13 protein-coding genes are annotated in these 13,862 nt (G+C 60.2%); 6 read left to right on the top strand and 7 right to left on the bottom strand.

Going from position 1 to position 13,862, the window contains the following annotated elements; translation table 11 throughout:
• Nucleotides 1-61: 61 nt before the first annotated feature.
• The 5 genes from ACU680_RS24060 to ACU680_RS24040 all read right to left on the bottom strand — a co-directional run bounded on the left by ACU680_RS24060 (nt 62) and on the right by ACU680_RS24040 (nt 4,298).
• Nucleotides 62-829 (bottom strand): SDR family oxidoreductase, encoded by a 768-nt coding sequence (locus ACU680_RS24060; protein ID WP_007965755.1) that lies wholly within the window; start codon nt 827-829, stop codon nt 62-64.
• Nucleotides 830-851: 22 nt separating this feature from the next.
• Nucleotides 852-1,919 (bottom strand): phosphotransferase family protein, encoded by a 1,068-nt coding sequence (locus ACU680_RS24055; protein ID WP_448180693.1) that lies wholly within the window; start codon nt 1,917-1,919, stop codon nt 852-854.
• A 156-nt stretch (nt 1,920-2,075) separates the two neighbouring features.
• A complete protein-coding gene (locus ACU680_RS24050; RefSeq protein ID WP_007965759.1) occupies nt 2,076-3,044 on the bottom strand; it encodes a 2-hydroxyacid dehydrogenase in 969 nt (322 codons plus the stop codon).
• A 139-nt stretch (nt 3,045-3,183) separates the two neighbouring features.
• A complete protein-coding gene (locus ACU680_RS24045) occupies nt 3,184-3,708 on the bottom strand; it encodes a cysteine hydrolase family protein (RefSeq protein WP_448180692.1) in 525 nt (174 codons plus the stop codon).
• Between the two features lie 206 nt (nt 3,709-3,914).
• Nucleotides 3,915-4,298 carry a tautomerase family protein gene (locus ACU680_RS24040; RefSeq protein WP_448180691.1) on the bottom strand — a complete coding sequence of 128 codons (384 nt, stop codon included), beginning with the start codon at nt 4,296-4,298 and terminating at the stop codon, nt 3,915-3,917.
• Between the two features lie 230 nt (nt 4,299-4,528).
• Here ACU680_RS24040 and ACU680_RS24035 point away from each other — a divergent pair, with 230 nt between their 5' ends.
• From ACU680_RS24035 to ACU680_RS24020, 4 genes are all read left to right on the top strand, one after another.
• On the top strand, nt 4,529-4,723 hold the full coding sequence (locus ACU680_RS24035) for a hypothetical protein (RefSeq protein WP_367084826.1): 195 nt from the start codon (nt 4,529-4,531) through the stop codon (nt 4,721-4,723).
• Nucleotides 4,724-4,769: 46 nt separating this feature from the next.
• Complete coding sequence (locus ACU680_RS24030; protein ID WP_007965765.1) at nt 4,770-4,940, top strand: hypothetical protein; 171 nt, start codon at nt 4,770-4,772, stop codon at nt 4,938-4,940.
• 252 nt (nt 4,941-5,192) lie between these two features.
• Nucleotides 5,193-6,473 carry an HAAAP family serine/threonine permease gene (locus tag ACU680_RS24025; protein ID WP_448180690.1) on the top strand — a complete coding sequence of 427 codons (1,281 nt, stop codon included), beginning with the start codon at nt 5,193-5,195 and terminating at the stop codon, nt 6,471-6,473.
• Between the two features lie 142 nt (nt 6,474-6,615).
• Nucleotides 6,616-8,262: a SulP family inorganic anion transporter gene (locus ACU680_RS24020; RefSeq protein WP_448180689.1), complete on the top strand. Its 1,647-nt coding sequence runs from the start codon at nt 6,616-6,618 to the stop codon at nt 8,260-8,262.
• 168 nt (nt 8,263-8,430) lie between these two features.
• On the opposite strand, the gene acnB is transcribed toward ACU680_RS24020, so the two are convergent.
• On the bottom strand, nt 8,431-11,040 hold the full coding sequence (acnB, locus tag ACU680_RS24015; RefSeq protein WP_127651917.1) for a bifunctional aconitate hydratase 2/2-methylisocitrate dehydratase: 2,610 nt from the start codon (nt 11,038-11,040) through the stop codon (nt 8,431-8,433).
• Between the two features lie 467 nt (nt 11,041-11,507).
• Between acnB and ACU680_RS24010 the strand changes: the two genes are divergently transcribed.
• Nucleotides 11,508-11,978: a DUF1289 domain-containing protein gene (locus tag ACU680_RS24010; protein WP_007965774.1), complete on the top strand. Its 471-nt coding sequence runs from the start codon at nt 11,508-11,510 to the stop codon at nt 11,976-11,978.
• A gap of 227 nt (nt 11,979-12,205) precedes the next feature.
• Here ACU680_RS24010 and ACU680_RS24005 read toward each other — a convergent pair whose 3' ends face one another.
• A complete protein-coding gene (locus tag ACU680_RS24005) occupies nt 12,206-13,069 on the bottom strand; it encodes a universal stress protein (protein WP_367084824.1) in 864 nt (287 codons plus the stop codon).
• A 159-nt stretch (nt 13,070-13,228) separates the two neighbouring features.
• Between ACU680_RS24005 and ACU680_RS24000 the strand changes: the two genes are divergently transcribed.
• Nucleotides 13,229-13,837 (top strand): MiaE family protein, encoded by a 609-nt coding sequence (locus tag ACU680_RS24000; protein WP_448180688.1) that lies wholly within the window; start codon nt 13,229-13,231, stop codon nt 13,835-13,837.
• Nucleotides 13,838-13,862: the final 25 nt, after the last annotated feature.

Genomic DNA, 13,862 nt, shown 5'->3' with positions numbered 1-13,862 from the left:
CCTGACACTACGTCTTCGCGGGCAAGCCCGCTCCTACAGGGTTAATCATTTGTCAGAGAAATCAGGACAGGAACCCACCGTCCACATTCAGCGAAACCCCGGTGGTGTAGCTCGACGCATCACTCGCCAGATACAGCACCGCGCCGGCCATTTCACTTGGATCGGCCACGCGCTTGAGCGGGATCTGCGTCAGTGCCTGCTTGAGGATCGCGTCATTTTTCACCAGCGCCGAAGCGAATTTGGTGTCGGTCAGGCCCGGCAGCAGGGCGTTGCAGCGGATGCCGAATTGCGCGCATTCCTTGGCGAAGACCTTGGTCATGTTGATCACTGCCGCTTTGGTCACCGAATAGATGCCCTGGAACACGCCCGGTGAAATCCCGTTGATCGAGGCGACGTTGATGATGCTGCCGCCGCCGTTCTCGCGCATCAGCTTGCCGGCTTCCACCGACATGAAGAAGTAGCCGCGAATGTTCACGTCGACGGTCTTCTGGAATGCGCCCAGATCGGTGTCCAGCACGTTGCAGAACTGCGGGTTGGTCGCCGCGTTGTTGACCAGAATGTCGAGGCGACCGAACTGTTCCTTGATCCCGGCGAATACCTGGCTGATCTGTTCCATTTCACCGATGTGGCAGGCCACGGCGGTGGCTTTGCCGCCGGCAGCGATGATGGCGTCGGCGACGTGCTGGCAGCCTTCGAGCTTGCGGCTCGAGACGATCACGTGGGCACCTTGCTGGGCCAGCAGTTTGGCGATGGCTTCACCGATGCCACGGCTGGCGCCGGAGACGAATGCGATTTTGCCGTCGAGGTCGAACAACTGAGTCTTGGACATAAGGGTTCCTTGGTGTGGGCCGTCAGAGGCTCGATTTCGCAATGACCTGCAGGCTCATGTGCTCCAGCAGTTTGTTCATGTGAATGAACTGCGCGAAGCGTTTGTCCTGGGTCTGGCCGTGGTAGAAGCGGTAGTAGATCTGCTGCACGATGCCGGCCAGACGGAACAGGCCGTAGGTGTAGTAGAAGTCGAAATTGTCGATCCGGATGCCCGAGCGTTCGGCGTAGTAATCGACGAACTCGCGGCGGGTCAGCATGCCCGGAGCATGGCTCGGCTGGCGGCGCATCAGTTGCACTGGTGCCGGATCATCGGCCTGAATCCAGTAGGCGAGGGTGTTGCCCAGGTCCATCAGCGGATCGCCGAGGGTAGTCAGTTCCCAGTCGAGCACGCCGATGATCTGCATCGGGTTGTTCGGGTCGAGGATCACGTTGTCGAAGCGATAGTCGTTGTGGACGATGCTCGAGGTCGGATGATCGGCCGGCATCTTGTCGTTGAGCCAGGCTTTGACCTGCTCCCAGTGCGGCGCATCCGGGGTCAGGGCTTTTTCGTAGCGCTCGCTCCAGCCTTTGATCTGACGGGCGACATAGCCTTCAGGCTTGCCCAGATCGCCGAGGCCGCAGGCGTTGTAGTCGACGCGGTGCAGTTCGACGAAACGGTCGATGAAGCTTTTGCACAGCGCTTCGGTCTTGGCTGCATCGAGGCCCAGTTCTGGCGGCAGGTCGGAGCGCAGGATGATGCCCTTGACCCGTTCCATCACATAGAACTCGGCACCGATCACCGACTCGTCGGTGCAGTGCACGTAGGCTTTCGGGCAGTAGGGGAAACCGTCGCGCAATTGATTGAGGATGCGGAATTCGCGGCCCATGTCGTGGGCGGATTTGGCCTTGTGGCCGAACGGCGGCCGGCGCAGCACGAACTCCTGCTGCGGGTATTCCAGAAGGTACGTCAGGTTCGACGCACCGCCGGGGAACTGGCTGATCTGCGGGGTGCCGGTCAGGTCCGGAATGTGCGCCTTGAGGTACGGATCGATCAGGCTGGCATCGAGTTCTTCGCCAGCGCGGATACGGGTGGACTGGTCAGTAAGCGCCATGCTTATCCCTTCTGCTTATTTTGGAGGCCAGACATCATTGGCTAATCTAATGGCGCACTCGGGCGGCCACAAGCGCGCAGCGGTCTTATAGGTTAGCGTGTTGCAGGATAATCAGCGTTTCGAATAGGTACGGCAGCAGGGCGCTGCCGGCGATTTTCAATGCACGCGCTGGTTGTTGAGCCTGGGGGGCAGGGCGATCGGCGTCAGCACGGGTTGCCCGGAGAAGAACGCCACGAGGTTTTTGCCGACCAGCTCCACCGTGCCTTGGGTGGCCTCGGGTGACAGGCCGGCAACGTGCGGCGTGAGAATCACGTTGCTCAGCACTTTCAGTGCATCCGGCACCTGCGGTTCGTGATCGAACACGTCCAGTGCGGCGCCGGCAATCCGCCGTTGCTCAAGGGCAGTGATCAGATCCGCTGTGGCGATGACGCTCGCCCGGGCGATGTTGACAATGAAACCGTTCGGGCCAAGGGCGTCGAGCACCGGGCGAGTCACCAGATGCTGGGTGCCGATGCCGCCCGGCGTAGCGATGATCAGAAAGTCCGAGGCGCGTGCCAGTTCGGTTGGCGTCGAGCAGAAAGCGTACGGCACATCGCTGCGCAGTTGACGGTTGTGGTAACTGATCTGCATGTCGAAACCGAGCTGGGCACGCTTGGCAATCGCCATGCCCACCGCGCCCAGGCCGAGAATGCCCAGGCGTTTATTGGCCAGCGACGGGCGCATGATCTTCGGCCATTCACCCCGGCGCACTGCCGCATCGCAGCGCGGAATGTCGCGCACCAGCGCCAACAGCATCGCCATCGCATGATCGGCCACCGACGAAGCGTTGACCCCGGCGCCGTTGGTCACGGTGATCCCGCGATCGCTGGCAGCCTGCAGGTCAACGTGTTCATAACCGGCGCCGATCACGGTGATGATTTTCAGTGCTGGCAGGGCGGCGATTTCCTCAGCGGTCAGTCCCAGCGGGCCACGGGTCAGCACCGCGTCGATCCGTGCGCCGTGGCTGGCGATGGCTTGCGCACGTTCGGCAGGGGTTGGTGCGAGGATCAGATGAAAGCCCTGATGCTCGAGAATCGGTAAATAGTCATTGATGGTTTCAACCAGTACCAGAACGGTGGCGGGCATTGCGCGGCTCCTGTGATCAGTGGCGGTTCGGTCGCGAAAGTCGTGTCAGAGTGCTGATTCCAGAGCGGTTTGGCAATGATGGCCGCAGCCCCGCTTCAGCCAGTGTAGGAGCTGAAACGGGGAGCGCGCGGGCGCTTCGTCAGAAGCTCACGTCGGCGCTGTTGATCAGCCGCGCAAATGCCCCGCCGAGGGTGGCGTTATGGTGCTCGATGATGACGTGGGCGGGTAATGCCGGGGTGTCCATGCAAGTGTGGGCGTCGGTCACCAGCAACGGTTTGAAGCCCAGATCGGCAGCGGCGCGGCAGGTGGCGTCAACGCAGAACTGCGTTTTCATGCCGACCAGGTACAGATCTTCGACGTTTCGGCTTTTAAGTTGCTGCGCCAGATCAGTGCCATGGAAGGCGTTGGGGCGGGACTTGTCGAACACATGGTCGGACTCGGCATTCAGATCGAGTTCCGGCAGCAATTGCCAGAAGGGGCTGCCGGCGGCAATCGGCGAACCTGCCGGGCCGGTGTGGCGTACGGCGTAGATCGGCACGTGTTGCTGGCGGGCCTGGTGGATCAGATGCTGGATGTTGGCGAGCACGCGCTCGCCGTCGTGGGGTTTTTCCGGGCCATGGAACAGACCGACCTGCATATCGATGATCAACAATGCTGCGGACATGATGTTTCTCCTTGAGGGCTGCAAAAGCGCACGGACGGGAGAAACAACAAGGCCCCGTCCATTGCTGGCGGGGCCTTGGGTTCACTGCGCTGGATTCACCTCAGGCAGCAACACCACGACCCGCCGGTGGCGGTCGTGGTGGTACGGGTGAGGTGCAGCGGGCGAACGTTCATGCCGCCGATCATGCTGGCGGCGGCGAAGGGCTGTCAACTGGCGTATTGAGCGATGCCGTTGCCGAACGACCAATTCTCCTTTTTGACTTCCACCAGATTGATGAACACATCTTCCAGGCGAATGCCCAGTTGGCGGTTCAGACTGTGTGCGATGGTCTGGTACAGGGCTTTTTTCTGCTCCAGCGTCCGCCCTTCATTGAGGGTGATCTGGATGATCACCAACTGATCGCTGCGCTGGATGCCCAGGTACTGCGGGTCGAAGATGAAATGTTCGCCATCATGCTCGTTGAGAATCTGGAAGTTGTCGTGCTCCGGCACGTTGATGGTGCTGCGCATGGCGGCGTAGATCTGCTCGCCGATGCGTTTGGCGAAGGTGGGGTCAGAGTGTTTTTTGATTTCGACGCGCACGAGGGGCATGGGCAAAGACTCCGTTGGGCAAGGGACTCCTCTCACGCTAGAACATGTCGGCCAGATTGAAAGTGTGGGGTGATGAATTCGCCGCTGTTTTTGTACGAGGCTACCTACAATTTTCGCGGATTTTGCCTACGAATCTGGCAGATGCATCTGCTATCGGAAGGGTGATGAACGCGAAATCATGTGGGCACAAAGCAGCCCGGGCAGGGACTGCCGGCAGCCAAGGAAGGCGAATGCTCAAGAACGATCTTGAAAATCTGGAACTCGACAGGCTGGAGAATGAGTCAAGAAAGCTTGTGGCCGAAAGGAAAAAGCTATTGGCGGAGGAAAAAAAGCTTAAGAGAGAGACAAATTTATATCCGCTCGCAGTTATAGCTGGGGTGGTGACAGCAATCACCGCAGTAGCAGGCGTTTTCTTCAAGTTTTGATTGTTCGTTTCACAACCGTCCGACCCATGATCCAAAGGAAAACCACATGAGTACCTATGATCGCAAAGCCAGAATGGAACAACTGGAACGTGAACACGATGAGTGGGAAGAAAGAATGCGCATCAAAAACAAGGGCGATATGTACCCAATCTGGGGAATGCTGGCGTTCGGCCTGTTTTGCATGTCACTCGGATTCATGCTGGCTCGATCGATCTGATCAAGTCGTCTCGCTCGTATGACGTTGAAACTTGCCGGAAAACGACATTTCACGTATCCGGAGCCGACAGCCATTTTCCCGAAAACGACAACTCGCTGATCTGCTCCGCACAACCATTCCTCAGCTAAGTCTTTGCTTCTGCTCATTTATCGCGGAGAATCGCGCCCCTGTTTCGGCCGGAGCATGTCTGTCGGTTTTTTCCGACGCGTCCTGACCGAGTGGCAAGTGACCGGAATGCGGAGATCCGACCGGATGAATGATCAGGCCAATAGCGTCGACGAACGCTATGAAACGGCAGCACCAGCTGAACTGTCGAGCTGGAATCGCCATGACACCACGTGGATGTTGGGACTGTTCGGGACGGCCATTGGCGCCGGTACCCTGTTTTTGCCGATCAACGCCGGTCTGGGTGGCTTCTGGCCGCTGGTGATCCTCGCGCTGCTGGCCTTCCCGATGACGTTCTTCGCCCACCGAGGCCTGACCCGCTTCGTGCTTTCCGGTCGCGAAGGCGCCGACATCACCGAGGTGGTCGAGCAGCATTTCGGCATCAAGGCCGGTGCGCTGATCACCTTGCTGTACTTCTTCGCCATCTTCCCGATCCTGCTGATCTACAGCGTCGGCCTGACCAACACGGTCGCCAGCTTCCTCGAACACCAACTGCACATCACGCCGCCACCGCGCGCGCTGCTGTCGTTCGTGCTGATCCTCGGCCTGCTGGCCGTGGTGCGTTGCGGCGAGCAGGTGATCGTCAAGGCGATGAGCCTGATGGTGTATCCGTTCATCGTCGCGTTGCTGTTCCTCGCGGTGTACCTGATTCCGCACTGGAATGGCGGCATTCTCACCACCGCTTCGCAAGTGCCGGCACCGTCGGCACTGCTGCACACATTGTGGCTGGCGATTCCGGTGATGGTGTTCTCGTTCAACCACTCGCCGATCATCTCGGCCTTCGCGGTGGACCAGAAGCGTCGTTACGGTGCCAATGCGGAGCAGCGCAGCTCGCAGATCCTCTGCCGCGCCCACCTGCTGATGGTGGTGATGGTGCTGTTCTTCGTCTTCAGTTGCGTGCTGACCCTGTCGCCGGAACAGCTGGCCGAAGCCAAGGCGCAGAACCTGTCGATCCTGTCGTACCTGGCCAACCACTTCAGCAACCCGACCATCGCTTTTGCGGCGCCGTTGATTGCCTTTGTGGCGATCTCCAAGTCGTTCCTCGGCCACTACATCGGTGCCAGCGAAGGCCTCAAGGGCCTGATCGTCAAAAGCGGCAAGCGTCCGGGCGCCAAGGCGCTGGATCGCATCGTCGCGGCGTTCATGCTGGTGGTGTGCTGGATCGTCGCGACCCTGAACCCGAGCATCCTGGGCATGATCGAGACCATCGGCGGCCCGGTGATCGCGGCGATTCTGTTCCTGATGCCGATGTACGCGATCCGCAAAGTGCCGGCGATGGCGCGTTATCGCGGTCAGGCGTCGAACGTGTTTGTCACCGCCGTAGGCCTGGTGGCGATTTCGGCGTTGATTTATTCGCTGACCGCTTAAAGATCAAGAGATCGCAGCCTGCGGCAGCTCCTACAGGAATACCTTGTGGGAGTTGCCGCAGGCTGCGATCTTTCGCTTTTCAGCTACAGTGGCCGCTGTGCGTGATGCGCACAGCGGCTTTTTTTCGTCTGGAGACAGTGGATTGTCGAGCGCGCCCCAATCTGTAGAACCCCCCAATCGCTGGCAGGACATCCTCGCCGGTCTGTCGATTGCCGGGCTGTTGTTGCCCGAAGCGGTCGCTTATTCGACCATCGCCGCGCTGGCGCCGCAGGCCGGGGTGAACGCGCTGTTTGCCGGTCTGCTGTGCTATGGGTTGTTTGGCACCAGCCGCTTTGCCATTGTTTCCGCTACGTCGTCCTCGGCAGCAGTGCTGGCGGCGGCCACCGCGACCATGGCCAATGGCGACCCGCAGCTGCGCGCAACGCTGGCGGTCGGGCTGGTGCTGGTCACCGGCGGGCTGTTCTTGCTGGCGGGGATCTTCCGTTTCGGCAGTGTCACCGCGTTTATCGCCAAACCGGTATTGCGCGGCTTCGCTTTCGGCCTGGCGCTGACGATCATTCTCAAGCAGGTCGCCAGCGTGGTCGGCGTGCACCTGACCGACGCCAATCTGGTGCGCTTCGCCCCGCAATTGCTTGAACAACTGCCGCAATGGAACTGGCCGGCGGCGGCTGTTGCCGCGGTGGCGTTGCTGCTGTTGGGAGTGTTCTCGCGCTTTCCACGGGTGCCCGGCGGTTTGCTGGTGGTGGTGATCGGCATCGTCGCCGGGCAATGGCTGAACCTGCCGGCCCATGGCGTGAGCATGATTGGCTTGATCGACCTGAGCCTTGAAGTGCCGAGCCTGCCGGTGCTGCCGTTTGCCGACTGGCTGCGGCTGGGGGAGGTGGGGTTTGCGCTGGTGATGATTCTGTACGCCGAGTCGTACGGCTCGATCAGTTCGTTCGCCCTCAAGCACGGTGATCGTGTGACCTCCAACCGTGATCTGCTGGCGCTCGGCGCAGCGAACTTGTTGTCCGGATTGTTCCATGGCATGCCGGCGGGGGCGGGGTATTCGGCAACGTCGGCGAACGAGGCCGCTGGCGCGACTTCTCGCTGGGCCGGTGGGGTGGCGGCGCTGGTGGTGCTGGTGATCGTGCTGACGGTGCTGCCGTGGATCGCCCTGACACCGGAGCCGATTCTGGCGGCCATCGTGATTCATGCGCTGGCGCGTGGCTTGAGTCTGCAGCCGTTGGGGCGTTACTTCGTCTGGCGCCGGGATCGGCTGCTGGTGCTGTGCGCGGTGGCGGCGGTGCTGCTGCTGGGCATTCTCGACGGCTTGCTGGTGTCGGTGGCCATCAGCGTATTGCTGATGCTCAAACAGATGTCGGCGGCGGATATTCAGGTGCTCGGGCGGATCGACGGCGGGCATGATTTTGTCGATGTGCAACGTCATCCGACGGCGACAACCGAGCCCGGAGTGCTGATTGTGCGGCCCAGTGAGGCGTTGTTCTTTGCCAACGTCGAGCGGGTTCTTGGTGCGGCGTTGCGCTTGATTCGTCATTCGGACGTGCCGCTGCATACGGTGATTCTCAGTCTGGAGGAAACCCCGGACCTGGACGGCACCAGCATCGAGGCGATGCAGGAGTTCTTTCTGCGGGTGCATCAGGAGGGCAAGCGCCTGATTCTGGCGCGACTCAAGCATGAGGCGCTGGCTGTGCTGGAGGCGTTGCCCGAAGTGCAAGCAAATGGCGTGACGCTTAGCGGGCTGAGCGTTGATGGCGCGGTCCGGCAAGCCCTCAAACTCAACACTTAACCCCCTGCAGGAGTGAGCCTGCTCGCGATAGCGGTGTGTCAGTCGATACAAATGTATTTGACACACCGCTATCGCGAGCAGGCTCACTCCTACAGGGGACGGCATTCCAAGGCATAAAAAAACGCCGCACATCTCACGATGGGCGGCGTTCTTCATTGCGTTGCAGCGTTAGGCTTGAACGACCGGAATCTTGGCGTTCGCAGCCGCTTCACGGAACTCGGCGATCTGGTCGAAGGACAGGTAGCGGTAGACATCGGCCGCCATGCTGTCGATCTTGCCAGCGTATTCCATGTACTCCTCGACGGTCGGCAGGCGACCCAGGATCGAAGCCACGGACGCCAGCTCGGCCGAAGCCAGGTAGACGTTCGCGCCGTCGCCCAGACGGTTCGGGAAGTTACGGGTCGACGTCGAGACCACGGTGCTGTTCGGCTCAACGCGTGCCTGGTTACCCATGCACAGCGAGCAGCCTGGCATTTCCATGCGCGCGCCTGCTTTGCCGTAGATGCCGTAGTAGCCTTCTTCGGTCAGTTGGTGAGCGTCCATCTTGGTCGGCGGCGACAGCCACAGACGGGTTGGCAGCTGACCCTTGACCTGATCCAGCAGTTTGCCGGCAGCGCGGAAGTGACCGATGTTGGTCATGCACGAACCGATGAACACTTCGTCGATCTTCTCGCCAGCCACGCTGGACAGCAGGCGGGCGTCGTCCGGATCGTTCGGCGCGCACAGTACCGGCTCGCTGATGTCGGCCAGATCGATTTCGATGACTTCGGCGTATTCGGCGTCGGCATCGGCTTCCATAAGCTCAGGGTTGGCGATCCAGGCTTCCATCGCTTGTGCACGACGTTCCAGGGTACGCGCATCGCCGTAGCCTTCGCCGATCATCCAGCGCAGCAGGGTGATGTTGGACTGCAGGTACTCGGTGATCGACTCTTTCGACAGCTTGATGGTGCAACCGGCAGCCGAACGTTCGGCCGAGGCGTCGGAGAGTTCGAACGCCTGCTCCAGGGTCAGACCTTCCAGGCCTTCGATTTCCAGGATGCGGCCGGAGAAGGCGTTTTTCTTGCCTTTCTTCTCGACGGTCAGCAGACCGTTCTGGATGGCGAAGTAAGGAATGGCATGCACCAGGTCACGCAGGGTGATGCCAGGTTTCATCTTGCCTTTGAAGCGCACCAGGATCGATTCCGGCATGTCCAGCGGCATGACGCCGGTGGCTGCGGCGAACGCGACCAGACCGGAACCGGCCGGGAACGAGATGCCCATCGGGAAACGGGTGTGCGAGTCACCACCGGTACCTACGGTGTCCGGCAGCAGCATGCGGTTCAGCCACGAGTGGATGATGCCGTCGCCCGGACGCAGGGAAACGCCGCCGCGGGTCATGATGAAGTCAGGCAGGGTGTGGTGGGTGGTTACGTCGATCGGCTTCGGATACGCCGCGGTGTGGCAGAAGGACTGCATCACCAGGTCAGCAGAGAAGCCCAGGCACGCCAGGTCTTTCAGTTCGTCACGGGTCATCGGACCGGTGGTGTCCTGAGAGCCGACGGTGGTCATTTTCGGTTCGCAGTAGGTGCCAGGACGAACGCCTTTGCCTTCTGCCAGACCGCACGCCTTGCCGACCATTTTCTGCGCCAGGGTGAAGCCCTTGGTGCTTTCGGCCGGTGCTTCAGGCTTCTTGAACAGGTCGAACGCAGGCAGACCCAGTTCGGCGCGAGCCTTCTCGGTCAGGCCACGGCCGATGATCAGCGGAATACGACCGCCGGCACGGACTTCGTCCAGCAGCACAGGGGTCTTCATTTCGAAGGTGGTGATGACTTCGTCGGTACCGTGCTTGCAGACTTTGCCAGCGTGCGGGTACAGGTCGATCACGTCGCCCATGTTCATGTTCGATACGTCGAACTCGATTGGCAGTGCGCCGGCATCTTCCATGGTGTTGTAGAAGATCGGAGCGATCTTGCTGCCGAAGCAGAAACCGCCAGCGCGCTTGTTCGGCACGTAAGGGATGTCGTCGCCGAAGAACCACAGCACCGAGTTGGTCGCCGATTTACGCGAGGAACCGGTACCGACCACGTCACCGACGTAGGCGATCGGGAAGCCTTGACCGCGCATTTCTTCGATCTGCTTCATCGGGCCGGTCTTGCCTTGCTCGTCCGGAACGATGCCGTCACGGGCCATTTTCAGCATGGCCAGGGCGTGCAGCGGGATATCAGGACGCGACCAGGCGTCTGGCGCAGGGGACAGGTCGTCGGTGTTGGTTTCGCCGGTGACCTTGAACACGCGCAGGCTGATCTTGTCGGCCAGCACCGGGCGCTTCTTGAACCACTCGCCGTCAGCCCAGGATTGCAGCACGGCCTTGGCGTGAACGTTGCCGTTCTTGGCTTTTTCAGCCACGTCGTGGAAGGCATCGAACATCAGCAGGGTGTGCTTGAGTTCTTCGGCAGCCACTGGCGCCAGTTCGGCGTTGTCCAGCAGTTCAACCAGGGTCACGATGTTGTAGCCGCCCTGCATGGTGCCGAGCAGTTCTACAGCGCGTTTTTTGTCCAGCAGAGGGGAGGTGACTTCGCCTTTGGCCAGGGCCGACAGGAAACCGGCTTTGACGTAAGCGGCTTCGTCGACTCCTGGTGGTACGCGATTGGTGATCAGGTCAACGAGGAAAGCTTCTTCGCCAGCCGGAGGATTCTTCAGCAGCTCGACCAGGCCTGCAGTTTGTTCGGCGTTAAGCGGCTGGGGAACGATACCCAGGGCTGCGCGCTCTTCGATATGTTTGCGGTAGGCTTCAAGCACAGTTATTACCCTCATCAGTGGTCCCAAATGGGTGTCCGGGACGCTCATCCCGAAATTGCCGTACTCATGCACCGCACGACGTTGTGGGTCGTTTGGCCAGAATTACCGGCAATTCCTTACAGAAGCTGCTTTCAAAGTTTTACGCCTGCAGAACGGGGAGCTGATGAGGGTTGGCGTTGGGCTTTTCCCCGCTGGAAAAACCCTTCGCCAACACCGCTCTGAAGGAACGACTGTGCTCGTGACGCTTTGAAAACAGCTTCTAACGGACATTGGCGCCTTAAAAGGCTGGCTGATTCTACGGCAAAAAAAATTTAAAGGTAAGTCAGGCTCTATTGGACTTTGGTGGCGTTGTGCACGGGCAGGGTAAACCGCGAGCCAGCGCTTGCCCCTGACGTTTGAGGGGTGATCAATGCCCGACAAAGGGCTAACATGCCGACCTGTTCCGCGTTTCAGTGTTCTGCCAATTTATGCCCAATCAGACCATCAAGACCCCCTGCGTCGGCCTCTGCTCCACTGTTTACGGAGATCTGGTGTGCCGTGGCTGCAAGCGTTTCCACCACGAAGTGATCCATTGGAATGGTTACGGCGAGGAGGAAAAGCGTGCGGTGTGGTTGCGTCTGGAGCAATTGCTGTCACAAGTGATGGCGAGCAAGGTCGAGATCTTCGATCCGGCGCGTCTGCGCCAACAGCTGGAACAGCGCAAGATCCGCTTCGTGCCGCATCAGTCGGAATATTGCTGGGCGTATCAGCTGATTGCGCGCGGGGCGCGGGTGATCATTAATCTGGAAGCCTACGGGATGGTGTTGCTGCCGGAGTTCCGCGACTGGAACCTGCCGGAGTTGCGCGATGCCATTGATCGGGAATTCTTCCTGCTGTCGGAAGCGCATTATCAGCGCTATATCGCACCGGGCTTCCTGAAAGACGCCTTCGGCGCCTAGAAGCTTCGCGAGCAGGCTCGCTCCCACAATGATCGGAGTGGAATGCAGATCCTGCAGGCGCCAACAGATCTTGTGGGAGCTGGCTTGCCAGCGATGAGGGCAGTGCATCCAATGTCAATGTTGACTGACCCACCGCTATCGCTGGCAAGCCAGCTCCCATAGGGATATGCATTCCAACTGTGGGAGCGAGCCTGCTCGCGAAGGGGCCGGTTCAGCCACCGCAGTCCTTAATGCTTCACCGCCAACTCCACCAGATGATCCTCAACCTCCTGCGGCTTGAGCACCAGCACGTCGCTTTCCAGCGCATCCAGCACCACCTCGGCGGTATTGCCGATCAACGCGCCTGACAACCCGGTCCGCGCCACGGTGCCGATCACAGTCACCGCCGCCTGCAGCTTGTGCGCCATGAACGGAATCAGCACATCCGCCGGGCCTTCCTCTATATGCAGGTGTTCATCATCGACATCGAACTCCGCCTGAAACGCCCGGCATTGCTCGCGATAACGCGCTTCGATGGTTTCGCTCCGCTGTAACGCCGGGTCGGCTGCCGAGAGCATCGGCGAGGGGTGGGCGCTGATCACATGCAGATGCCCTTTGGCCAGGCTGGCGATGTCGTAGCCGTGATCGATGATCGTAGTGTGCAAATGCCGGTGTTCGCCATCGGCGTTACCGACATCGACCGCCGCGAGAATCACCCGGTCTTTCCACGGCGTGCAGGTTTTCACCAGCAGCACTGGGGTCGGGCAGTGACGCAGCAGCTTCCAGTCGGCCGGGGTCAGCAGGGCTTTTTTCAGGGAGCTGTCAGGGAAGTGCTGTTTGACCACCAGACCGCAGCCTTCGGCCTGCTGCACATCGATGATGGTTTCGTGCAGGCTCTCGTTCCACGCCTGTTCGGTGGTCACGCTATAGCCATCTGCTAAAAGTGCGGCTTTGAGCACGCCAAGCATGCCGGCGTGGTCGTGCTTGCGGTCACACACCAGCAGGTGCAGGTGCGCCTGGGTCACGCCGGCGATCAGCTTGGCGCGCTTGAGCGCCAGGCTTTCCGAATGTTCGGGTTCGATGACCACCAGAATGCTGCGAATGGCTTGCATGAGCGGAGTCTCCAGCAAAGAAAAGGCACGGCGTTGCACAACTATAGTTGCTGCTCATGCGCCTGCGACTTGATGCATATCAACGCCTGCGACTGGTGGTCTGCGGGCAGGCCGGTATAATCGGCGGCCTTTGCTCGTACACCTTTTACCGTGAGCCCCATGATCCTTCCCGAAATCCACGAATTCCTTGGCTGCCGCACGCCCGACGCCTGGGTCCAGGCGGCACTGGTCGATCAGGAAACCCTGCTGATCGACCACAAGAACTGCGAGTTCAAGGCCGCCAGCACCGCGCTGAGCCTGATTGCCAAGTACCATTCCCACGTCGACCTGATCAACATGATGTCGCGTCTGGCCCGGGAAGAACTGGTGCACCACGAACAAGTCATGCGCATCATGAAGCGCCGCAAGATCGAGCTGCGCCAGCTGCACGCCGGGCGCTACGCTTCGGCCCTGCGCAAAGTGGTGCGCAGCCACGAACCGGTGAAACTGGTGGATACCCTGGTGGTCGGCGCGTTTATCGAAGCGCGCAGTTGCGAGCGTTTCGAAGCGCTGGTGCCGCATCTGGACGAAGAACTCGGCAAGTTCTATTTCGGCCTGCTGAAAAGCGAGGCGCGGCATTTTCAGGGTTATCTGAAACTGGCCTACCAGTACGGCGACGCGAAAGACATCGCTCAGGTGATCGACAGGGTTCGCGCGGCCGAGCAGGAGCTGATCGAGTCGCCGGATGAAGAGTTCCGCTTTCACAGTGGTGTGCCGGCCGCGGCCTGAAACACAAACTGTTAAAAACTCTTAA

This window comes from Pseudomonas sp. LF020, from assembly GCF_053456425.1.
Note: the sequence above shows the minus strand (reverse complement) of the source record. Positions and strands in the feature narration are given on the sequence as shown.